Origin of the sequence: Paenibacillus sp. GP183, assembly GCF_900104695.1 — a bacterium.
Lineage (GTDB): Bacteria > Bacillota > Bacilli > Paenibacillales > NBRC-103111 > Paenibacillus_AI.
Genome location: NZ_FNSW01000001.1, coordinates 4198903 through 4219785 on the forward strand (window position 1 = coordinate 4198903; position 20883 = coordinate 4219785).

Genomic DNA, 20883 nt, shown 5'->3' on the forward strand with positions numbered 1-20883 from the left:
TTGAATGCCAATACTCATATGGACCAAGAAATATAGCAATCTATAAGAAATGGACCCTTTTCACAATTAGTATAATGATTATGTTAGGTGGACTTGTATGAGATTTCGAATTATAATGTGAATTTTCCAAAGAAACCATAAGGAGGTATAAAGATGACTGTCGAAAATAATGCTCATGAGCAAGCGGACAAGTCTAGAAAGAACGCTGCAGAACTACAGTTGTTGGAAACCGGTCTTGCGTTTGGAGAATCGCCACGCTGGCACGAGGGCCGTTTATGGTTTTCTAATTGGGACGCTCAGGAGATCATTGCAGTCGATCCCCAAGGTGCCAGCGAGGTAGTTGTTCGCGTACCTTTCCCGTCGTTTCCCTTCTCTATCGATTGGCTGCCCGATGGGCGCTTGATTATTGTCTCGACGAGTGATCAGCCTCTGCTTCGTAGAGAGCAAGAGGGAACGCTGGTGCCCCATGCCGACTTGAATGGCCTCGCCAAGGTTTGGAACGAAATCGTCGTGGATGGACGGGGTAACATCTACGTCAACGGTGGAGATGTTGACCTCTCTGCACCGGGCATCATAGCTCTTATTAAACCTGATGGTTCTACCAGACTGGTGGCCGACGGGATTGCTTTCCCTAACGGCATGGTTGTGACGCCAGATAATTCCACTTTGATTATTTCAGAATCGTTCGGCCAAAAGCTCACTGCTTTCGACATCGCCGATGACGGCACTCTATTAAACCGGCGTGTCTGGGCCGATCTTGGAGACGGCTATCCCGACGGTATTTGTCTCGACACAGAAGGAGCCATATGGTATAGCGATGTTCCCAACAAGCGCTGCGTACGTGTACGCGAAGGCGGTGAAATTGTACAGAGAGTCGAGCTCGACCAGGGCTGCTTCGCTTGTATGCTTGGCGGGGCTGACCGCACAACGTTATTTTTATTGACGGCAGAGTGGCGCGGTTTTGACAAAATGGCAGGATCAAGGACGGGTCAATTGCTGAGTATCCAGGTATCCGTCCCAGGCGCTGAATATAAGAGGGACAGACTGAACTAACGAGAACAATAAAGGAGAGATGTATTCATGAGTTTTGGCTTTAATAAAGTACAGGATGTTCTGGAAAATTACAAATCTGCAATTTATGAGAAAGATGTTGAGAGATTTGTATCTACATTCGCTTCTGACATCCATATTTATGATTGTTGGGAAAACTGGGAGTGCACCGGCATTACTCAATGGAAGGAAATAGTGAAAGGGTGGTTTAATGGTTTAAGCGAGGAAGGTGTTTTACTCAAAACAGATTTTGATGATTTAGTAGTTGAAGAAAATTCGAATTTCGCTTTCGTTCATTGTGCTGTTACGTTCGCTGCTCACAACGAATCTGGAGAGAAACTTCGTCAGATGACAAATAGATTCACATTCTGTTTAAGAAAAGAAAATGAATCTTGGACCATAACACATGCACATTCATCATTGCCAATTAGTATGGAAACTGGGAAGGGTATTTTTAACTTAAAGTAAGAACGTTACCCTTATATATTAGTTAATGAGCGGTCCAAAAGGTTCGCTCTTTTTCTACGTTGTAATAGCTTGTTCTCATAACAAGCAATTTAGTAAGGGAATACCATAAAAAATTGTATAATGGAAGTATCATCTCAAGCGATAGGCTTTAAGGAGGCTACTATGGAAATTAGGATACTTGAACCAAAGGATGCGGAGATTTACAGGAACATCAGATTGGAAGCGTTACGAACCCATCCTGAAGCATTTGGTTCCAGCTATGAAGAAGAAAAAGAATTTTCCTTGGAAAAATTTGAGAGCAGGTTCAAAGAGGAGCATTCTTTTACTTTTGGTGCATTGGAAAATGAACAACTTTTCGGTGTAGTTACTTTAGTATTGGAACAGAAAAATAAATTTAAACATAGAGCAAATATTTACGCAATGTACGTTTCTCCTAAAAAACGTGGAGTTGGAATAGCTAAGAATTTAATGATAGAAGCCATTAAGAAGGCAAAAGAAATAAAACATATTGAACAGATTTATTTAACTGTCGTTTCAATAAATGAACCAGCAAAAAAACTCTATAATTCCTTGGGTTTTGAGACTTACGGAATAGATAAGCGATCATTAAAAATTGATAATTCATACTTTGATGAGGAGCTCATGGTACTATATTTATAAGTCTTTTTTCTGACCTGATAATTTTGACCGGTATCTGCGTTGCGGAGTCGAGTATGCACCAGAATATTTATCGACCGCGCCGGTAATAACGAGCGCTCACCATCCGGATAATCGGTGTCCCGATGATGGTTGGCAGAAACCATAGAAGCAGATTGGGAATGCCGGTTTCGGCGGACACGGTGTGCCCGTTTACTACCAATACGGCGGTAATGACACCTATATAGGAACCTAACATGCCCCCGATATGATGTTGGAGCCAATTGGGCCACAGCCGCTTGCGAGCCAAATATCCGTATAAAGCAAGTCCGTAGGAGAACAGGGCGATATAAAACAAAAAGGCAAGCTCCGACCATTTCATGAGGGCCATCGCTACGGCTGTTACGAAAACGACCACATAGCTGGCATGGTAGATTTCGCCAGACACGGTATGAGCGCCTTTCCTCTTGCGAAACGACGCGGCCAAGGCTCCGCAGAGCAAGCAGATAGTGCCGGCGACAATATGGATAATCAGCAGAAGCGCATACAGATTCATTCTTCAACATCTCCTTTGCAATTTTTAAATGAACACCGTTTAGTTAAACAGTGAATTTAGGGCCTAAACGTGCAAGGCCCTATAAATCATTTCCATAGCATGCTGGATCAGCTTGTCGGTGCGCTCCTTGTCAAACATGGGCATCTGAATCGACAGAGAGACGATTCCGTGCATCATTGCCCACAGCATATCGCTGGTCGTCTCCGGCACGCTTGCCTGCAGCGCTCCTTGCTCGATAGCATCCCGCACCGTATGCAGCAGTACCTCGAAGGCTTGCACCCTCGGAATTTCCTTCCCGTCGCGCACTTCTGTCAAATAATCAATTCTCCACATGAACATAAGCTGGTAGTAGGCGGGATTTTCGAGCCCGAACCTCACATAGGCTTCTCCCAAACGGCCCAGCCGCTCCCATGCAGCATCACTGCTCTCGGCAGCATGCTCCAGCTGCTTCTTGAAGCGGGAAAATGCATCGTCGACCACGAGGAAGAGCAGGTGATCCTTATCGCGAAAATATAAATACAATGTCGCAGGCGAATAACCGATAAGTTCAGCAAGCTTACGCATGGAGAAGCCGTTGTACCCAAGCTCAACGAACAAATTACCCGCCGTTCGTAGAATGAGGGAACGGAGCTCATCTTTTTGTTCCTTCTTCCGTCGCCGGGTTACTGCTTTCTTGCCTGTTGTAGCTTTAACCATAGGGTCTCCCTTTTAATTAACACTGTTCACTTACAATGTATTCCATATGCGATTTTGATGCAAGAGGTTAATTGGACACGATTTAATTACAATTTGAACAAATATATATAAGATAACAATATATGGAGGTGAAAGTAATATAAATATGTTAAATTAGAACGAGAGAATATGATTAGTGCAGTTATATGGTCATTTATTTAACATTACATAATTGGGAGGAATTGTTTATGGAAATACGATCCTTGTCATTTAAGATCGAGGAAGCAACCGTAGCGGACATGCAAGAGGCTATGAAATCGGAAGAGCTAACCTCAGTAAAGCTTGTATCGATGTATTTGGAACGTATCGCTGCATTCGATAAGCAAGGCGTTAGCCTGAACTCCGTTCTGGAAATTAATCCGGATGCCCTTGCTATAGCCGAATCGCTTGATGCGGAACGGAAATTGAAGGGATCTCGAGGACCTCTTCATGGGATTCCAGTGATGTTAAAGGACAATATCGATACGGGAGATAAAATGCACACAAGTGCAGGTTCCTTAGCCCTTGCAAACTCCTATGCGCCCGATGATTCCTTCGTAGCCAAAAAACTTCGAGAAGCCGGAGCAGTCATTCTTGGAAAAGTGAACATGACTGAATTTGCCAACTATAAGACTAGAGGCATGCCGGGTGGGTACAGTTCTCGGGGCGGCCAAGTTCTAAATCCATATAAGCCCGGTGTCTTCGGTACCGGTGGATCCAGCGCTGGATCGGGGGTATCCGTTGCTGCCAATTTGACTGCTCTAGCCATCGGGACCGAAACCTCAGGTTCTATTCTAAGTCCGGCTTACAATAACTCCGTAGTCGGAATTAAACCGACAGTCGGGCTTATTAGCAGGGACGGTATTATTCCTCTTGCACATAGTCAGGATACCGCTGGTCCTATTGCCCGAACGGTTGCAGATGCCGCTGCAATGCTAGGGGTTCTGACAGGCGTGGATGAAAAGGATCCCATTACAGGAACAAGCATTGATAAATCTTATACCGACTACACTATTTTTTTAGATAAAGATGGGCTAAAAGGAGCAAGAATCGGGATACCCCGAGCTTACTATTACAGCACAATCACAGATGAAGAGAACAAATTGATGAATACGGTAATCGATGACTTGAAAGCTCAGGGCGCCATAATTGTGGACAACGCTGATATTCCATCCGCAGTAGAGTTATCAGAATTTCAATCAACTGTCTTCAAGCATGAATTTAAGTCGGATATCAACGCCTACCTGGAAAGCCTGGGACCTAATGCATCTGTTCGTTCATTGTCAGATATAATCACGTTTGATATTAACGATATCGCTCACAATTTGAAGTATGGCGATGTGCTTCTGACGGAATCTAACTCAACCAGCGGAACGCTGACCGAACCGCAATATATCATGGATCGTCTTAAGGACCTGCGTTTGTCGCGTGACGAGGGCATTGATTATGTCATGCATAAGTATGACTTGGATGCGTTGCTTTTTCCAAATACGACCGGTGCAGCCATTGCGGCTAAAGCCGGGTATCCGTCTATTACCGTTCCTGCCGGTTACACTGCAGATGGAAAACCAGTTGCAGCAACATTTACTGCCGGTGCCTACAGCGAACCGACGTTGATCAGGGTGGCGTTCTCGTTTGAACAAGCTACTCATTATCGTAAGGCTCCTGCATTGACCTGATCGGAGCGAAAGTCGCCAATAATAACCCGGACACTTTATCCCCTTGGGTGATGAAGTGTCCGGGTTTCTTTGTTGAATTATTTTTAAATATACCTTGACAGGAATATTCCTTAAATGGTATATTCAAATCAAGCAATTAACACATTAAAAAAATCAAATCAAAAGGAGAATGTTAAATGAGAAAATTAGTTGTATCGGAGTTTGTCTCGCTTGATGGTGTCATGGAGGATCCGATGTGGACGTTCCAATTCGACAGCGAAGAACAGGATAAGTTCAAGTTCGCTGAGCTTAAGGCGAGTGACGCTCTGTTGTTGGGACGCGTAACCTACGAGGGCTTTGCAACGGCTTGGCCAAATATGATCAAGGAAACCGGGGAATACGGCGAATGGATGAATAATTACCCCAAGCATGTAGTTTCAACGACACTCGAAGAAGTTAATTGGACCAATTCAAGTTTAATCAAGGGTAATATCGCGGAGGAAGTATCCAGATTGAAGCAGCAGCCAGGTAAGGACATTTTGGTTTTCGGCAGCTGCAGTCTTGCTCAAACGCTGATGGAACTTGACCTCATCGACGAATATCGGCTCATGATCTATCCAATTGTACTGGGAAGCGGAAAACGTCTCTTCGGAGACGGGGTCGGGAAGAAGGTCTTGAAATTGACAGATACAAATACTTTCAGTTCAGGCGTCATAGTTCAAACCTATCAACCGGCAAAAGATTAATTTACTTGACGATTTAAACGGTTTTTTTGTGATCATAATATTTTATTGTTAAGCGCAAGATAAATGCGGAGGTGACGAGACTTGAAAAAGAAAAATCCGCCCGCATTCAGAACTAACAAATTTACACAGAATGAGCAGGATCCGATCAAGGCGAAGAAGGCGGCAGACTATCCGCCAAGCATGGATAATATTCCGAAACAGAACAATCCCCAGTAGTATACGAACAGAGGTGAAGAGTATGTCTGATGATAAACCGAAAGGACACGTTGAATTTCGTCAACCTCCTGCCAAGCTTGTTGCCGATATACCCGGAGATGACGTAATGCGTGAGCATCTTGATGAAATGATGAAAAATAGCTACCCGGGCAGCTGCTCCGCAATTAATCCCAAAAATAAGGATCAAGAACAATATAATTCCAATGAATAAGTAAAAATAAAGCAAAACCAAACAACCCGCTTTTCGATGAATCCATCGAATGGCGGGTTTTTTTCATATTGCAGAATAGTCATAGTAAAAAAATGAATAATAACTATATTCAGGAAATGACCCAAATAATGACACTAATCTGGAGATATTTATGTTTCTTAGCGTACCCCGGGTGGTAATATTTAGGGATTCATCTTTTGTTAAGGTTTTATTAACCTTCCATTCATAAAGGAGATCTATAATCAGGTCATTCGAAATGCCCAGGAAAAAGGAGTGTGGGGGGAATGCGCTTTTCTTTACCCTTACTGAAGAAGAATAAAACCCGCAGGAAGCAAATAAACAGGTTCGGTGCCTACAGCGCGATCCTCATAGTGATGTTAATCATGCCAGCCCTTCTGGTTATTGCAGTCGAGTACATACAAAGGGGCACCCTTCAAGCGACTATGGAATGGGTGAAGCACAATCATTCCTTATTTTATTTTAATTACACGATCAATTTATGTTTAGCCTTACTCATCTATTGTATTGTGGGTTCACTCACCCTCTCATTGGGTGTCACTTCATCATTGCTTTTCACCATATCCCTGATCAGCTATTTTAAGACGAAAATGATTGGAGAGCCTTTTGTCCCCTGGGACGTACTGCTCAAAAAGGAAAGCCTAGATATTACTCAATACATTTCAAGCTCGGATTCAAAAGACAAGATTGCCATTTTGGCTGCTATCGTATTTGGCTTATTCCTGCTGAGAATTGTGGTGCCGCGGTTGTCCCTTCCTTGGAAAAGCAGAATTGTGCTGGGGCTGCTATCGATGTTCATGATTTATTCGATAGCGTTTAAAACACTGGTGGGTGATCATTTAGAAATACGCTTGAATGTCAATGAGATATCCTGGGATCAGCAGCAAAATTATACGGACAACGGATTATCAGCAGCTTTTACCATGAATATCAAAAATGCCGTTGTTCGCAAACCTCAGGGTTACGATAAACCAGCGATTCAAGCCGTTGCACTGGACATTGTGAGAACAGCGGCTCAACAGCCAGCCGGTGAGGATCCGCTTAAAGGAAAGAAACCGAATGTGATATTCGTCATGAATGAAGCATTTTGGGATCCAACGCTGCTGCCTGGAGTGACTTTCAGCGAAGACCCGATTCCGACTGTTCATCGTTTGCAGAAGGAATCGACCTCCGGATATCTGCTCTCTCCACAGTTCGGCGGGGGGACCAGCAATGTTGAATTCGAGGTGTTGACCGGGTATTCCATGAGTTTTTTACCAGGCGGTTCAACTCCTTATCAGCAGTATATCAACAAGCCTACACCGACATTAGCCAGTTATTTTGAAGGGCAAGGCTATAAAAGCATGGGGATACATCCATATGAGGGTTGGTTCTGGGATCGGAAGAACGTTTATGAAAAGTTTGGGTTTGAAAGCTTTAAATATAAAGACCTCTTTACCAATCCTGAGGTGAATGGATTCTTTATCTCGGATGCTGAGGTTACCCGCAGCATAATCCAAGAGGTAGATAATACATCGAAGCCGATGTTTATTTATGCGGTGACCATGCAGAATCATGGGCCTTACGATGCACCGCGCTATCCGTCCAATCCGATAAAAGCAACTGGCAATTTGACGGATGATGCCAAAAGCATACTTGAAACCTACACCCATGGCGCTCACGATGCGGATAAGGCTCTGGCTGATTTGATTGCCCATTATGAAAAATCCAATGAGCCAACAGTTGTGATATTTTATGGGGATCATTTGCCTATGCTTGGACCCGATTATGAAGTTTATCAGCAGAGTGGATTCGTTAAAAGCGGAAATCCAGCGGATTGGTCGTTGGAGGAACTGAAAAAAATCCACAGTGTACCGTTTGTCATGTGGTCCAATTTCAATTTGCCCAAGGAAACCATACCAACGCTGAGCAATTCGTTCCTTGGCGGACATGTGCTTGATACTCTGCATCTGGAGAAGCCGGCCCAGTTTGCTGTAAGCGACCAATTGTCGCAGAAGCTCCCCGGCATGCTGAGCAATCTATATGTCGACAGCAATCAAAATCTCTCTTCAACCGTTCCGGCCGATGTGAAGCCGCAGGTTGACCAGTACCGGGATGTCCAATATGATCTTATGTTCGGCAAGAAATTTCTGGCCGATTTTATCGACAGTGACTTCCTGAATAAAAGTTCCTTGCCTAATTTTAACGAGGAATATATAAACAAAGAAGCGGCAGCGGCGGCCAACAAAGCATCTCCTCATCCTCCTTCCTGACATGGCTTTGATATCATCTGAGATAAAGGGGCTGTCCCAAAAGGTCTAAATTGACCTAGGGGCACCCCCTTTTTCATTTAAAAAATAAACAAAAAGAAATCTCTCTTTGGTAAAATGGAAGTACCACCGACCATTTACGAAAAGGAGAGATTTCTTTGTACCTTCAATATACCATGGATCAACTTTGCCTGCCAATGGATTTAGAGGACGACATCCCCGAAAACCACCTCGTTCGAGTCGTTAACACTGCCGTAAATCGGCTAGACGACAAGATCTTTGCATCGGCATACCCTGGTGGTGGCCGAGATAGTTATCATCCCAAAATGCTTACCAAAGTTATTGTTTATGCCTACACCCAGCGGATCTACTCCTCACGTCAAATTGCCAAAGCTGTACGCGAAAACATCACGTTCATGTGGATAGCCGGAAGGCAGCGCCCAGATTTTCGTACCATTAACCGGTTTCGTTCTGAGCGAATGAAAGAGGTCTTGGAGACTGTCTTCACTGCGGTGCTCCAGTTTCTTGCTGATGAAAATTACGTTCAACTCGAACATTATTTTGTCGATGGCACCAAGATTGAAGCGAATGCGAATCGCTACACCTTTGTGTGGGGAAAAGCCGTTGTTAAGCATAAAGCTAAGCTTCAGGAAAAAGTGAAAACGTTGTTCGCCACCATCGATGAAGCGGAAAAACAAGAAAATCGTGAACATGGCGGCACAGATCTTAGCGAATTGGGCGAGGCAAGTAAGATCACAAGCGAAAAGCTTGAGGTCGCGATTCAGCGCCTGGAAGATCAATTGAAAGAGAAGCCAAAGGACAAGCCGCTTAAAAAAGCGATTCGAACGCTTCGCAAAGACTATCTACCTCGTCTTCAAAAGTACGAGACTCATCAAGAAATTCTCGGAAACCGTAACAGTTACAGTAAGACAGACCCAGACGCAACGTTTATGCGTATGAAAGAAGACCATATGCAAAACGGACAGCTTAAACCCGGTTACAATGTCCAAATCGGAACTGAAAATCAATTCATTGTCGGTTACAGCTTGCATCAGCGGCCAACCGATACACGATGCCTCATTCCACATTTAGAAAAAGTGAAGTCGATGCTCGGAAAGCTGCCTAGCACCATCATTGCTGATGCCGGATATGGTGGCGAAGAGAATTACACTTACTTAGAAAACGAACAACTTAAAGGTATTGTTAAATACAGCACATACCACCGTGAAAAAACAAAGGCATGGCAAAATGATATCAGTAAAATTGACAGCTGGAACTATGATGAAAAAGAAGATACATGGACGTGTGCGGGTGGCCAAAAGCTGACCTTTCGTTATGAAAGTAAGGAAAAAACAGAAAGCGGATTTGAGATTCGGCATCGCCATTACCGAAGCGCAAACTGTGAAGGATGTCCGCTTAAACCAAAATGTACGAAGGCCGCCGGTAATCGAGAAGTAAAAGTAAGTTTGGAATACCTGCGATTGAAAAACCAAGCACGAGAGAAGCTGCGGAGCGAAGAAGGCTACGCGCTTTCCGTAAGGCGTATGATTGAACCCGAGAGTGTGTTTGGCGATTTGAAGAACAACCGAGGATTTCGACGATTCCTGCTCAGGGGCTTGCCCAAAGTTAGCCTTGAGGTCGGGTGGCTTTCCCTTGCCCATAATCTGCTCAAGAAAGCAGCAGTTTACAAAAAAACGAGGATGGCTGGGCAGGTATAACTCTGCTGCCTTGCTGTCCTTTTCGAAAACGTCCAATTTAAAGAAAAGGAGGGCTGTCCTCAAGTAGATTTATCTACTTTTGGGACGGCCCCTTTCATTTTATGAATCGTCGGAAGAATCGTGTACAATGAATGAAGGCAAATTGTTGCCAAGTAACAGCAAGGAAGGTGTCCAATCCTATGCCAATACAACCGGAGGAATGGGAGCTTGAAAGTATCCGTTTGCTGAAGGTCAGCGAACTCATACGAGAGAGAATCATCCAGCTCGGCGAAACTTTGGATATACGCAGAAGCGACGCTACCCAGATTCGCCTTAATTTTTGGGACGATATTTCCGTAAATACGGAAAATGAAGACGACTTGATCGAGACGGCTGCCAGCATAACACAGCAGGCCCATGTTCTAACTGCCCAGGAGCGCAGCTATAAGCTGGCCTATGATGCTTTGCGTAAACTGGAACGGGTAGTAGATGCGCCTTATTTTAGCAGAATTGATTTTATTGAAACAGGCGGCAGGGAAAGCGAGAAAATTTACATTGGACTTACTTCCTTTCTGGACCCGCATACAGATGAAATATTAATCTATGATTGGCGTGCGCCCATCTCCAGTCTATTCTATGACTTTCCTCCAGGTCCAGCCTCTTATACAACTCCAGAGATGACCATTGAGGGAGAATTGACGCTGAAACGCCAATATATCATCAAAGCGGGAGAGCTTCAGAATATGTTTGATACGGGCATCACCATTGGAGATGAAATGCTCCAGCAAATGTTAAGCCGCAATGCGGACGACAAAATGCACAGCATAGTGACTACCATACAACGTGAGCAGAACCTCATTATTCGCGATGACAGACATAAGGTGATGATTGTGCAGGGTGCAGCGGGAAGCGGCAAAACATCGGTTGCCCTGCAGCGAATCGCTTACCTTTTATATAAACACCGGAAAACCTTGAGTGCGGATCAGATGATCTTATTTTCACCGAATTCACTGTTCAGCGACTATGTGTCGCATGTCCTGCCTGAACTGGGCGAGGCAAATATGCAGCAAACGACGTTTCAGGATTACTTGACTTATCGGCTTGGCGGTACGGAAATGACCCTGGAGGATGCTTACGATCAGCTTGAGTTTCTCTTAGCTGCCGAGGATGAGCAAAATGACGTTGATTCGGCTCGCATGTCAGGCATTCACTACAAGGCATCTGCCGATTTTTTGCAAGTTGTTGAGGAGTACGGGGAACGCCTTCGAACGGAAGGGCTTCGCTTTCATCATTTTGCAGTAGGAAGCAAGGTGTTCATATACGGCTCGGAGCTCAGAGATTTGTTTTATAAAAAAGAATCCAATATGTCCCTGGGAGACCGGATGGAGCAATTGTCCGAGTGGATTTTGAGCAGGCTGGATGACATTGAGGCTGAGGTGCAGAAGCGATTTTACCGCAAGATGGCCAAAGAGCCTACCTATATTGGCAGTGAGCAGGAAATGAAACGGATGAGCAAGCGAAAAGCGAAGAGAGCTATTGAGCCGCTCCGGGAAAAGGCGCGGAAGCTTGAATTCGTAGATGTGCTGGGCTTGTATCGTGAGCTGTTTGCAAATACGCTGCTGCATTCGGATTTGGCTCGAGCTGCTGACCAGAAGCTGCCAGCCGATTGGGACGCGATAAGCGGCTTCACGGTCTCCGCATTGGAGCGGGGATACATACTCTACGAGGATGCCACCCCTCTGGTGTATTTGAAGGGGTTGATCGAAGGCCAGCAGACCGTCAACACAATCCGTTATGTGATTGTGGATGAGGCCCAGGACTATTCGCCCTTCCACTATGCGTATCTGAGGAAGCTGTTTCCGCGCGCGCGGTTTACCCTGCTGGGCGATTGGAACCAGGGCATCTTCACGCATGCCAGCCAAACCGGCGGCTACTCGTCGATCAGCGAGCTGATGGCCGAGCAAGAGACGCAGACGTTCCGTCTCGTCAAGAGCTATCGCTCCACGCGCGAGATCATCGAATTCGCCGAGCGAATTCTCCCCGAGGGCGAGCCCGTGGAGCCCTTCAACCGCAGCGGCGATGCGCCGCGCGTCCTGCAAGCCGCCCATGAGAGCGAGCTGGCGCTCGGGGTAGAGGCGGCTGTGCAGGAATGGACGGCGATGGGCATGATGTCCATCGCCATCCTCTGCAAGACGGAGCGCGAGACTCGCCGCGCCCATGAGCTCCTCAGCAGCAGGCTGCCGCAGCTGCAGCTGATCACGAAGGACACGCTGCATTTTGCGGCGGGTCTGATGATCCTGCCCGCGTACCTGGCGAAGGGCTTGGAGTTCGATGCGGTGCTCATCTACAACGCCAGTAAGTCTGTCTACGCGGATGAGAAGGAACGCAAGCTGTTTTACACCGCTTGCACACGGGCATTGCATCAGCTGCGCCTCTTTTACATAGGGGAGAAGACAGACTTTTTGAGAGAATGACAAGCAGGATTTTGGAGAAGGGAAAGGGAAATTAGTTTGATGCAGAAAAAAAGATTGCATCCCTCTGATAGAAGGGGCACAATCTTTACTATGTAGGGAAAAGGGTTTATTAATTCCAGTAAACTTGAATCGCTGGTTTAATTTGATTGTTGTTTTCTGCCAAAGCTTTGGCTTCATCGGCTTTTAAAGCTTTGCTCGAGACGTCCAAGCCTTTAGAATTCCTTAACGATTGAAAAGCGGATTTTAAATCTGCTGACCAGACTAACGAATTCATACTGTCACCTCCCAATGTAAACTCGATTCTTGTCTAAGTATATATCATTTATTTAATTAAGGGGCAATTTTTTAATGAGAAAAAAGGTGATAATTCAAGTATTTTTGGTACTTTTTATCTGTTTGCAGGCGTGGTATTTCTATATAAATACCAATTATACTTATATTGGTATTGTTGTCGAAAAAAGCAGCACGGGGGATTGGCAAATAGCAGGTTTCGAAAAGACTCGCCCTGAACTTCTAAACCAATTGCAAATTGGAGATGTTGTAAAAGAAGTCAATCAAGTGAAAGCTGACAATTACTCCACAATTCAAAGATGGAAGAGTATTGATCAGGCCAATTCGATTACAGTTTTACATAATAATGAGGAGAAAATCGTTACCATTCCTCATGTTACTTTACGGGAAAGTATTACTTTCGAAACTTGTTTATTTGAGATTATCAGTGTTTTTTTCGCATTTTTGATTTATTTGAAAATGCCTAAGTCGCAGTCGGCGAGATTGTTGGCTTTGGTTTTTATATCTGTCGCTTTAGTTTATATGAGCCTCGGAGCCTCGGGCAGAGGAGATATCATAGGAAAGATTTTTGTTACCTCAGCTTTAATGGCTATTCCGATCATATTTTTGCATTTCTTAATTGTTTTTTTTAAAGAGAAAGGTAATATCGTGTTACCGGCTAAAATGCTTAAATATTTATATGGATTCGTAATTATATCGCTGCTATCCAAATTGGCATACATATCTCCCGGTATGGCCAATTACGTTTATGCATTAAGTTCAGAAATAACAATCTTGTATTTTTTAATGGGGATCACCATTAATTTTTCTTTTCTGATTCATATTTATTTTAAATATCGCAAAGAAAGCACTTATCTCTCAACCATTATTAAAACCATTTGGTTTGGATTGTTTATATCCTTTTTTCCCTTTGCCTTTTTATCCTTTTTACCTCTGTTATTAGATCAACCCGCATCGCTGAATCCGGATTATACGGGTGCATTTGTCCTGGTTTTCCCTATTACGTTCACCTATTTAATACTTTCCAAGAAACTGTATGACATTGATGTGCTGCTAAGAAGATTTCTGGTTACCATTATTATTGGGCTGATTCCAAGCGTCGTCATTGTAACTCTTTTTAATAAACTCATCTTACAAAGCGCAATGCCCATGAAAGAGACAGTGTACAGCTTCTTGATTGTCTTGCTGTTGTTTTCCTTTGTACTCTATTCGCTTGAATATTTTACATCCAAATTCGAGCCTTTCGTATTTCCCAGAAAACATAAACTGCAAAACGCTTTAAGAAAAATCTCCAAAAATCTCGGTTCCATATCCAGCTTCCGGGAAATAAAAGAGATCATTCTGGTCGACATCGTACAAACCCTTCAGGTATATGGAGGAGCAGTGGTATTTAAATATCCTCACCATCTCGAAGCCATAACAGAAGGTGACATTAACGCGGAAGAAGTCGAAGAATTATTGGAATCAGGCTGGTTCGATGATCATCCGACATATACATGCTTCGTAATTAATCATCATGAAGAATATACGAGCTACCTGGTTATGACGAAGAAAAGAACGAATACGTTGCTTGGATTGGAGGACAGGCAATGGCTGAATCTCATCATCTCCTATTTGGCGGTCAGCTTGGAAAATGTGTATCTGATCCGTAAGCTTACGATGAGGATGCAGGAGCTTGCTGCTCAAGTGCCGAATGAAGAAACGGGTGATGATTTCGTTTGGTTCAGGAAGCTGATGTTCGAGCTGCAGGAGAAAGAGCGTGTGCGGATTGCAACAGATTTGCATGACACGACCATGCAGGACCTTTTTTTTCTGAAAAAACGCTTTGCCGACATTATGGTTAAATTGAAGATGAACCCGGAGCAGCAAGATCAGTTTCGCAGTGTCATTGAATTTGTCGAAATTATTAATACGAATTTACGGCAAAGCTGCTTTGATCTTCATCCGCATTTACTTCAGGAGATCGGCCTTGTGCAAACGGTGGAAAGGCTCGTGGAGCGAGAGTCGTATGAGAGTTCATTTGATATCCAATTCCAAGCGGAGCGGACTTATCTGATTGAGAAACGGGATTTGGATACGAAGCGCCACTTATTCCGAATGATTCAAGAAATGATAACGAACGCAAAGAAGCATTCACATGCGAGCCGGGTCAAAATTCAAATTGTAACAGCCAAGGATACATTTAGCTTACTGTATGAAGATAATGGAGTGGGGTTCGATGAAGGCCGGCTCATGCAAAAACAGATTGGTGCCTCCGGCATTGGTATAGAGCAAATCAAAAGTCGAACGGTTTACTTGAAGGGCAAGTATGATTTGCAAACATCTATCGGATCGGGTGTGAAAATTCAAATCACCATTCCGATGAGAGAGGGGCTTACAGCATGATGGACAAAGTCAAAACTTTAATAGTGGAAGATCATCCCTTAATGGCAAACGCCACCCGATATATGCTTGAACAAATAGACAGACTTGAAGTGATTGGGTCCGCAGGCAGCGGCAGGGCGGCACTCGAGCTTGTTTATGAACACCAGCCGGGCATTGTTTTTTTGGATTACCATCTTCCCGACGGTTTTGGCAGTCAAGTGGCTAAGCAGATTAAAGAGGTAGATTCGAATATCCATATCGTTATTTTCACGGGTATTGATATTTCTGAGCTTTACAACAACCTGCTGGAAATAGGAGTAAGCGGAATACTTTCCAAGGAAGCCAGTGAGCACACGATTCGAAATTTGGTCAACTGTGTACTGGATAATTATACGATGATCCCTCTTCCGCTCTATCATCAGATGCGTTTAAACTCAGAAAAAGCTCCAACTGAAGCTTTTTTAACCAAAGATGAGGTTCAAATCATGACGGAAATTGTAAAAGGCGCCACCCACGATCAAGTCGCCGAGCTCATCCACGCCAGTCGCAGATCTGTCGATAACTATGTACGGAAGATTTACGATAAATTCGGAGTCAAATCCCGTGTGCAGGCGATTGAGAAGTTTGTGAAGAGCAAATATTACAATAGAATATAATTAGCCCGTTTGTTTATAAAAATTTAAGAATTATTTGATAGGCGGTTTAGAAGTGTTTTATCAACCGTTTATGCTTAGCGGGTAAGATGATTCATAAGGGAGCCAATCCGGTTACGAATTCGGTTTCCCATACTAAAAGGAGGAAGCGGAAAATGAACAAGAAATTATCATTAATAGGTATAGGTGTCGCTGTGGGAAGCATGCTGCTGATCACGTCGGCCTATGCGGGAATCGGTGACGCGCCTGGGTATAATGCATATAAGTCAGCGGTGAAAAGCACAATGGACATCAAGAATGTTACCCGTAACATTGATGTGACAGTGGAAGATAACGGCGCGGCTATCTTGAATGTAAAATCGACGATGAAGTCGGCGGGTACGGAAGAGCCCGGCAGTGTGAATGTTGATCTTACGGGTACAGCGGCTCCGCAAACGATCCAGTACTTTAATCAAGGCGGCAAGCGGATTGTCAAAACCAGCGGTTCAGATGTCTATCAAATCGTGGATACCAATGGATTGCATGAAAGTAATGACAAGCAGGAAGGTCATGACGCTGCTATGACACAAGAGATGGAGAACGTCGTTGATGCGCTGGTCGGAAATCTTAAGAATTATGTAGCCATGGATGAATCCAATGGTACGAAGGACATACACTTTACTCTGTCAGGCAGTCAGATCCCAACCGTAGTGAACACAATTGGGTCCGTTATTGTTAAACAAGGGGCTACCGGTAAAGTACATACCCCTAATCCTTCCGAGACTTTTGGCGTGAATGTATCGACACTCAGGGACAGCTTACCTAAGCTGACTCAGGAAATCAAAATGGATTCGGTTTCCATGAATGCAACCGTAGACGCTGACAACCATATCACGAATCAAGTGGCCGAACTGCAGATAAGCGGTAAGGATGCACAAGGAACAGCGCACGAAGTCATAGTCAAACTGAACATTGGCTTATCCAGCTTCAACACCACGACTCCGGATACTGTGGATTTAACAGGTAAAACCGTACAAACGGTTAAGCCCTTTGACAAAGGATCCTTCAAGCATAACTAATGTTAATTTGTATTGAGCAGAACCAAACATAGTGAAGCGAAGGGCGCGCTCGGAGCAGGTTTGGCCGAAAGCGCCCTCTTCATGTTTGAGTGGAGAAGGGAGGCCGTATGGATGCAGAAGATCGTGGAAATAGAAGGTTTAACCAAAGTATTCAGCAACAATCGCGGGATTCATGATGTGAACATGACCGTGGAGCGCGGAGACATTTACGGTTTTTTTGGCCCGAATGGCGCAGGCAAAACGACGGTAATGAAGATCATGACAGGACTCGCCAGAGCAAATAAAGGCAAGGTGCGGCTCTTCGGCTATGACGTGGCAACGCACTTTGAGCAAGCAATGGCCAAGGTGGGTGTGCTGATTGAAACAGCGGAAGCCTATACCTATATGAGCGGGAGAAGGAATCTGGAGCTGGCTGCGAGATTTTATCCCGAAGTGGAGAAGCAGCGGATTGATGAAGTGCTGGAGATTGTCGGACTAACGTCTTTTCAGCAGGAAAAGGTGGCCCAGTACTCGCTCGGCATGAAGCAGCGCCTCGGACTCGCCTCTGCCATCCTTTCCAGGCCGGAGCTGCTGATTCTGGATGAGCCGACGAACGGATTGGATATCGAGGGTATGGTGCAGATTCGCGAGATCATCTTGAAGCTGGCCAAAGAAGAGCAGATCAGCTTCTTGATTTCCAGTCACTTGATCCATGAGATGGAGCTGATGTGCAACCGCATCGGGATCATCTACGGCGGCAAATTGATCCGTGAAGGGGTTCCATCCGCCTTACTGGAAGGGCGTTTCGCCACTTTGGAGGAGTTGTTTCTCCATGAAGTATCGGAAGAAAGGAAGGTGGCCGCGCATGCATAGCCTGGTTGCCAATATCCGCAATGAAACCTTGAAAATCGCATATAAGAAAAAAACTGTGTTTTTCCTCATCATGACCATCTTGATTCCTATTGGAGCAGGCCTCTTGATCGCCAATTTTCAAAGCAGCATCGGCATCGGCGCTATAGCGGCCAAAGATTTTCCAATTGCGATGCTGGGGCTGTTTACGGCAATTTTTTTGCCGCTCTTCGTGTTCATGGGCGCATCCGATCAATTTTCGGGTGAATTGGGAGACCGCACCCTGAAGATTGTGCTGACCCGTCCGATCTCACGGTTCAAGGTATTTGCTTCCAAACAAATCTCGCTGGGCATTTACATTATTGCCTACCTGGCTGCGGCTTTTATCGCCTCGATCCTATCCAGTCTGCTGCTGCTCCAAGGATCAGGCAAGCTTGGAGCTGCTTTCATAAGCTGGATCATCGCCTATGGCGCTGCGTTCCTGCCTCTGATTACGCTAAGTGTAATAGCTGTGCTGCTGGCCCAGTTTTTCTCAAGCAGCAGCGGCGCATTGACCACGAGCATCTTGCTCTACATTGCGGCTAAAGCAGCGGCTTTCTTTTTCCCGCAAGTATCGACCTATTCACCGACGTCTTACACGGAGTGGCATTTGATGTGGATAGGCAGTCAGATGGCATCGGGCAAGGTGTTTAGTGTCTTTATCTTTCTGCTGGCCTGTAGTATATTGTGTTTCACCGCCGGGTTTTATTTTTTCGATAAAAAGGAGCTTTAACTATGTCCATTCGCGTGCGGCTTGTTCTCTCCTATCTGGCCATGCTGATCGTGCCGATCGTGCTCTCACTCATTGCTGTCGCCATAATCGCGGTTGCTTTTTTGGGTGATGTGAAATCTCTCTATCAATTGAGTGACACCCACAGCAATCCGATTAAGGATGTGATGGAACAGGAAGCAGCCATTTTTGCCGATATCACGCTGCTCTCCGCACAACAGCCGGAATCGCTCATGCAGCGTTCCAAAGCCGAAGAACTGGATGCCAGGCTGCACAAGATTAATATGAGCTTGATTGTTCGTAAAAATAGCGATCTGGTCTATATTTCTCCTAATTTGAAGAAACTTCGACACCTCGACCTTCCAAGCTACGATGGAGTTCAGAAGCGGCAAACCGAGTTTCATGGAGATCTGTTAATTACCAGGCAGAAGGATTTTCTTTTGCCCGACCAAAGCAAGGCCAGTGTATTCGTCGTGACGGATTCAAATATGCTGCAAAAATATATAGGCCAGTACGCAAAGTGGCTGTTCTTTTCACTGTTCCTCATTCTTATCCTGACCAATGGAGTGCTTACCTATTTCGTTTCACGGAGTATCATTCGGCCGCTAAGGGCTCTTAAACGAGCGGCGGAAGAAATTAAAGAGGGCAATCTCGATTTTGAGGTCAAGCCTTATTCCAAGGATGAAATCGGCGAACTCAGCGTGGCATTTGAAGAAATGCGCAGAAAGCTGAAGCATTCCATCGAGCTGCAGCTGCAGTATGATGAAAATCGCAAAGAGTTGATTTCGAACATTTCCCATGATCTCAAAACACCAGTGACCGCCATAAAAGGTTATGTCGAAGGGATTATGGACGGTGTGGCCGATTCTCCGGATAAGCTGGAGCGCTACGTCAAGACCATCTATACCAAAACGGGCGATATGGACCGTCTGATTGATGAATTATTTTTATTCTCCAAGCTTGATTTGGGCAAGGTGCCCTTTCATTTCGAGCAGGTGGAGATTGGACAATATTTGCAGGATTGCACGCAAGAACTTTATTTTGACATGGAAAAGAAGGGGATCCGGCTGGAACAGGCCGAGGTTTCCTCGGGTACGTTGTACGTAACGGCGGATCGTGAAAAGCTGAAGCGTGTGCTGCTGAATATCATCGGGAATGCGGTAAAATATAGAGATAAAGCAGACAGCTTCATCCGCATCAAATTGCAAAAAATCGACGGGAAAGCCGTCATAAGCATAGAAGACAACGGGCAAGGAATTTCCGCTGAGGCGCTGCCTCATGTGTTCGACCGGTTTTTTCGAGCCGATCCCTCACGCAATACCGCTACCGGCGGGAGCGGACTGGGGCTGGCCATCGCGAAACAAATCGTGGAGGAGCACGGCGGCATGATTTGGGCCTCAAGTGTGGCGGGGGTTGGAACAACGATTTATATTACTCTGCCGCTGGTCGGCAAGCTGCCGGGGACGGATACCCCAGGTACGGCTGGACATCCGGCGACTGAGAGCTTTGGAGAGGGGGTGGAGGAATGAGCCGGATATTGATCGTTGAGGATGAGCTAAGCATTGCCGAGCTGGAGCGGGACTATCTGGAAATCAGCGGTTATACGGTAGATATCGAGAACAGTGGGGATAAGGGCTTGCATCGCGCAATGAACACGGACTATGATCTTGTTATTCTCGACCTCATGCTGCCCAAGGTGGACGGCTTTGAGATATGCCGTAAAATCCGCAGCGAAAAAGACATTCCCATTCTTATGGTTTCCGCGAAAAAGGAAGACATCGATAAAATCCGCGGCCTGGGTCTCGGGGCTGACGATTATATCATTAAGCCCTTTAGTCCCAGCGAGCTGGTGGCACGGGTGAAGGCGCATTTGTCGCGTTATGAGAGGCTTAGAGGGCATAGAGAGACCAAGAACGATGAGATCCGTATCCGCGGGCTGTTCATTGATAAGACGGCGCACCGCGTGTTTGTAAACGAGCAGGAGGTTATTTTCACGAACAAGGAATTCGACTTGTTGTCCTACCTCGCCATGAATCCCAACCGGGTATTCAGCAAGGACCAGCTGTTTGACCATCTGTGGGGTATGGATGCAATGGGGGATATCGCTACCGTAACCGTCCACATCCGCAAGCTGCGTGAGAAAATCGAGCAGGATCCATCCAACCCGCAATATATCGAAACGATTTGGGGAGCGGGATACCGGTTCAGGATATAACATGGGCCTGCC

20 protein-coding genes are annotated in these 20883 nt (G+C 45.3%); 17 read left to right on the forward strand and 3 right to left on the reverse strand.

Translation table 11 applies throughout. The features are described from left to right. Positions 1 to 153 precede the first annotated feature (153 nt). From BLV33_RS20690 to BLV33_RS20700, 3 genes are all read left to right on the forward strand, one after another. Complete coding sequence (locus tag BLV33_RS20690; protein WP_090796143.1) at positions 154 to 1053, forward strand: SMP-30/gluconolactonase/LRE family protein; 900 nt, start codon at positions 154 to 156, stop codon at positions 1051 to 1053. Positions 1054 to 1080: 27 nt separating this feature from the next. Beyond that, positions 1081 to 1518, forward strand: a complete 438-nt coding sequence (locus BLV33_RS20695) for a YybH family protein (RefSeq protein WP_090796147.1) — start codon at positions 1081 to 1083, stop codon at positions 1516 to 1518. Positions 1519 to 1680: 162 nt separating this feature from the next. Continuing rightward, on the forward strand, positions 1681 to 2178 hold the full coding sequence (locus BLV33_RS20700) for a GNAT family N-acetyltransferase (protein WP_090796151.1): 498 nt from the start codon (positions 1681 to 1683) through the stop codon (positions 2176 to 2178). A 67-nt stretch (positions 2179 to 2245) separates the two neighbouring features. Here the strand turns inward: BLV33_RS20700 and BLV33_RS20705 are convergent, their stop codons facing one another. Both BLV33_RS20705 and BLV33_RS20710 read right to left on the reverse strand, forming a co-directional pair. After that, complete coding sequence (locus BLV33_RS20705) at positions 2246 to 2710, reverse strand: DUF2306 domain-containing protein (RefSeq protein WP_090796155.1); 465 nt, start codon at positions 2708 to 2710, stop codon at positions 2246 to 2248. Positions 2711 to 2773: 63 nt separating this feature from the next. Then, the gene (locus tag BLV33_RS20710) at positions 2774 to 3406 is read right to left on the reverse strand and encodes a TetR/AcrR family transcriptional regulator (protein WP_090796160.1); all 633 of its coding nucleotides are present in this window, start codon (positions 3404 to 3406) and stop codon (positions 2774 to 2776) included. Between the two features lie 227 nt (positions 3407 to 3633). On the opposite strand from BLV33_RS20710, the gene BLV33_RS20715 reads away from it, so the two are divergent. From BLV33_RS20715 to helD, 7 genes are all read left to right on the forward strand, one after another. Further along, on the forward strand, positions 3634 to 5103 hold the full coding sequence (locus BLV33_RS20715) for an amidase family protein (protein ID WP_090796164.1): 1470 nt from the start codon (positions 3634 to 3636) through the stop codon (positions 5101 to 5103). A gap of 176 nt (positions 5104 to 5279) precedes the next feature. Continuing rightward, positions 5280 to 5828, forward strand: a complete 549-nt coding sequence (locus BLV33_RS20720) for a dihydrofolate reductase family protein (RefSeq protein WP_090796167.1) — start codon at positions 5280 to 5282, stop codon at positions 5826 to 5828. An 81-nt stretch (positions 5829 to 5909) separates the two neighbouring features. Further along, complete coding sequence (locus tag BLV33_RS30495; RefSeq protein WP_290439059.1) at positions 5910 to 6044, forward strand: hypothetical protein; 135 nt, start codon at positions 5910 to 5912, stop codon at positions 6042 to 6044. 22 nt (positions 6045 to 6066) lie between these two features. Then, positions 6067 to 6255, forward strand: coding sequence for a hypothetical protein (locus BLV33_RS20725; protein WP_090796171.1), 189 nt, complete (start codon positions 6067 to 6069; stop codon positions 6253 to 6255). A gap of 284 nt (positions 6256 to 6539) precedes the next feature. Continuing rightward, positions 6540 to 8525, forward strand: a complete 1986-nt coding sequence (locus tag BLV33_RS20730) for an LTA synthase family protein (RefSeq protein WP_090796175.1) — start codon at positions 6540 to 6542, stop codon at positions 8523 to 8525. 155 nt (positions 8526 to 8680) lie between these two features. After that, entirely contained in the window at positions 8681 to 10240 is a 1560-nt protein-coding gene (locus BLV33_RS20735) for an IS1182 family transposase (RefSeq protein WP_090796177.1), read from the forward strand. A gap of 179 nt (positions 10241 to 10419) precedes the next feature. Next, entirely contained in the window at positions 10420 to 12693 is a 2274-nt protein-coding gene (helD, locus tag BLV33_RS20740) for an RNA polymerase recycling motor HelD (protein WP_090796181.1), read from the forward strand. Between the two features lie 109 nt (positions 12694 to 12802). Here the strand turns inward: helD and BLV33_RS29455 are convergent, their stop codons facing one another. Next, positions 12803 to 12967, reverse strand: coding sequence for a hypothetical protein (locus BLV33_RS29455; protein WP_171909230.1), 165 nt, complete (start codon positions 12965 to 12967; stop codon positions 12803 to 12805). 74 nt (positions 12968 to 13041) lie between these two features. On the opposite strand from BLV33_RS29455, the gene BLV33_RS20745 reads away from it, so the two are divergent. From BLV33_RS20745 to BLV33_RS20775, 7 genes are all read left to right on the forward strand, one after another. Next, on the forward strand, positions 13042 to 15369 hold the full coding sequence (locus BLV33_RS20745) for a sensor histidine kinase (RefSeq protein WP_090796184.1): 2328 nt from the start codon (positions 13042 to 13044) through the stop codon (positions 15367 to 15369). Further along, positions 15366 to 16004 (forward strand): response regulator transcription factor, encoded by a 639-nt coding sequence (locus BLV33_RS20750; protein ID WP_171909231.1) that lies wholly within the window; start codon positions 15366 to 15368, stop codon positions 16002 to 16004. The genes BLV33_RS20745 and BLV33_RS20750 overlap by 4 nt, the downstream gene beginning before the upstream one ends. A 152-nt stretch (positions 16005 to 16156) precedes the next feature. Next, on the forward strand, positions 16157 to 17059 hold the full coding sequence (locus BLV33_RS20755) for a hypothetical protein (RefSeq protein WP_090796188.1): 903 nt from the start codon (positions 16157 to 16159) through the stop codon (positions 17057 to 17059). A gap of 111 nt (positions 17060 to 17170) precedes the next feature. Beyond that, positions 17171 to 17911 (forward strand): ABC transporter ATP-binding protein, encoded by a 741-nt coding sequence (locus tag BLV33_RS20760; protein ID WP_090796192.1) that lies wholly within the window; start codon positions 17171 to 17173, stop codon positions 17909 to 17911. Beyond that, positions 17871 to 18659, forward strand: coding sequence for an ABC transporter permease (locus BLV33_RS20765; protein WP_090796195.1), 789 nt, complete (start codon positions 17871 to 17873; stop codon positions 18657 to 18659). Before BLV33_RS20760 ends, BLV33_RS20765 begins: the two co-directional genes overlap by 41 nt. Before the next feature lie 2 nt (positions 18660 to 18661). Then, positions 18662 to 20185: a sensor histidine kinase gene (locus BLV33_RS20770; protein WP_090796198.1), complete on the forward strand. Its 1524-nt coding sequence runs from the start codon at positions 18662 to 18664 to the stop codon at positions 20183 to 20185. After that, the gene (locus BLV33_RS20775; RefSeq protein WP_090796204.1) at positions 20182 to 20871 is read left to right on the forward strand and encodes a response regulator transcription factor; all 690 of its coding nucleotides are present in this window, start codon (positions 20182 to 20184) and stop codon (positions 20869 to 20871) included. The genes BLV33_RS20770 and BLV33_RS20775 overlap by 4 nt, the downstream gene beginning before the upstream one ends. Positions 20872 to 20883 lie beyond the last annotated feature (12 nt).

Bases quoted from the DNA above. Each gene is read 5' to 3' on its own strand.
- BLV33_RS20690 (WP_090796143.1), top strand. From the start codon at position 154: ATGACTGTCGAAAATAATGCTCATGAGCAAGCGGACAAGTCTAGAAAG.
- BLV33_RS20695 (WP_090796147.1), top strand. From the start codon at position 1,081: ATGAGTTTTGGCTTTAATAAAGTACAGGATGTTCTGGAAAATTACAAA.
- BLV33_RS20700 (WP_090796151.1), top strand. From the start codon at position 1,681: ATGGAAATTAGGATACTTGAACCAAAGGATGCGGAGATTTACAGGAAC.
- BLV33_RS20705 (WP_090796155.1), bottom strand. From the start codon at position 2,710: ATGAATCTGTATGCGCTTCTGCTGATTATCCATATTGTCGCCGGCACT.
- BLV33_RS20710 (WP_090796160.1), bottom strand. From the start codon at position 3,406: ATGGTTAAAGCTACAACAGGCAAGAAAGCAGTAACCCGGCGACGGAAG.
- BLV33_RS20715 (WP_090796164.1), top strand. From the start codon at position 3,634: ATGGAAATACGATCCTTGTCATTTAAGATCGAGGAAGCAACCGTAGCG.
- BLV33_RS20720 (WP_090796167.1), top strand. From the start codon at position 5,280: ATGAGAAAATTAGTTGTATCGGAGTTTGTCTCGCTTGATGGTGTCATG.
- BLV33_RS20725 (WP_090796171.1), top strand. From the start codon at position 6,067: ATGTCTGATGATAAACCGAAAGGACACGTTGAATTTCGTCAACCTCCT.
- BLV33_RS20730 (WP_090796175.1), top strand. From the start codon at position 6,540: ATGCGCTTTTCTTTACCCTTACTGAAGAAGAATAAAACCCGCAGGAAG.
- helD (WP_090796181.1), top strand. From the start codon at position 10,420: ATGCCAATACAACCGGAGGAATGGGAGCTTGAAAGTATCCGTTTGCTG.
- BLV33_RS29455 (WP_171909230.1), bottom strand. From the start codon at position 12,967: ATGAATTCGTTAGTCTGGTCAGCAGATTTAAAATCCGCTTTTCAATCG.
- BLV33_RS20745 (WP_090796184.1), top strand. From the start codon at position 13,042: ATGAGAAAAAAGGTGATAATTCAAGTATTTTTGGTACTTTTTATCTGT.
- BLV33_RS20750 (WP_171909231.1), top strand. From the start codon at position 15,366: ATGATGGACAAAGTCAAAACTTTAATAGTGGAAGATCATCCCTTAATG.
- BLV33_RS20755 (WP_090796188.1), top strand. From the start codon at position 16,157: ATGAACAAGAAATTATCATTAATAGGTATAGGTGTCGCTGTGGGAAGC.
- BLV33_RS20760 (WP_090796192.1), top strand. From the start codon at position 17,171: ATGCAGAAGATCGTGGAAATAGAAGGTTTAACCAAAGTATTCAGCAAC.
- BLV33_RS20765 (WP_090796195.1), top strand. From the start codon at position 17,871: ATGAAGTATCGGAAGAAAGGAAGGTGGCCGCGCATGCATAGCCTGGTT.
- BLV33_RS20770 (WP_090796198.1), top strand. From the start codon at position 18,662: ATGTCCATTCGCGTGCGGCTTGTTCTCTCCTATCTGGCCATGCTGATC.
- BLV33_RS20775 (WP_090796204.1), top strand. From the start codon at position 20,182: ATGAGCCGGATATTGATCGTTGAGGATGAGCTAAGCATTGCCGAGCTG.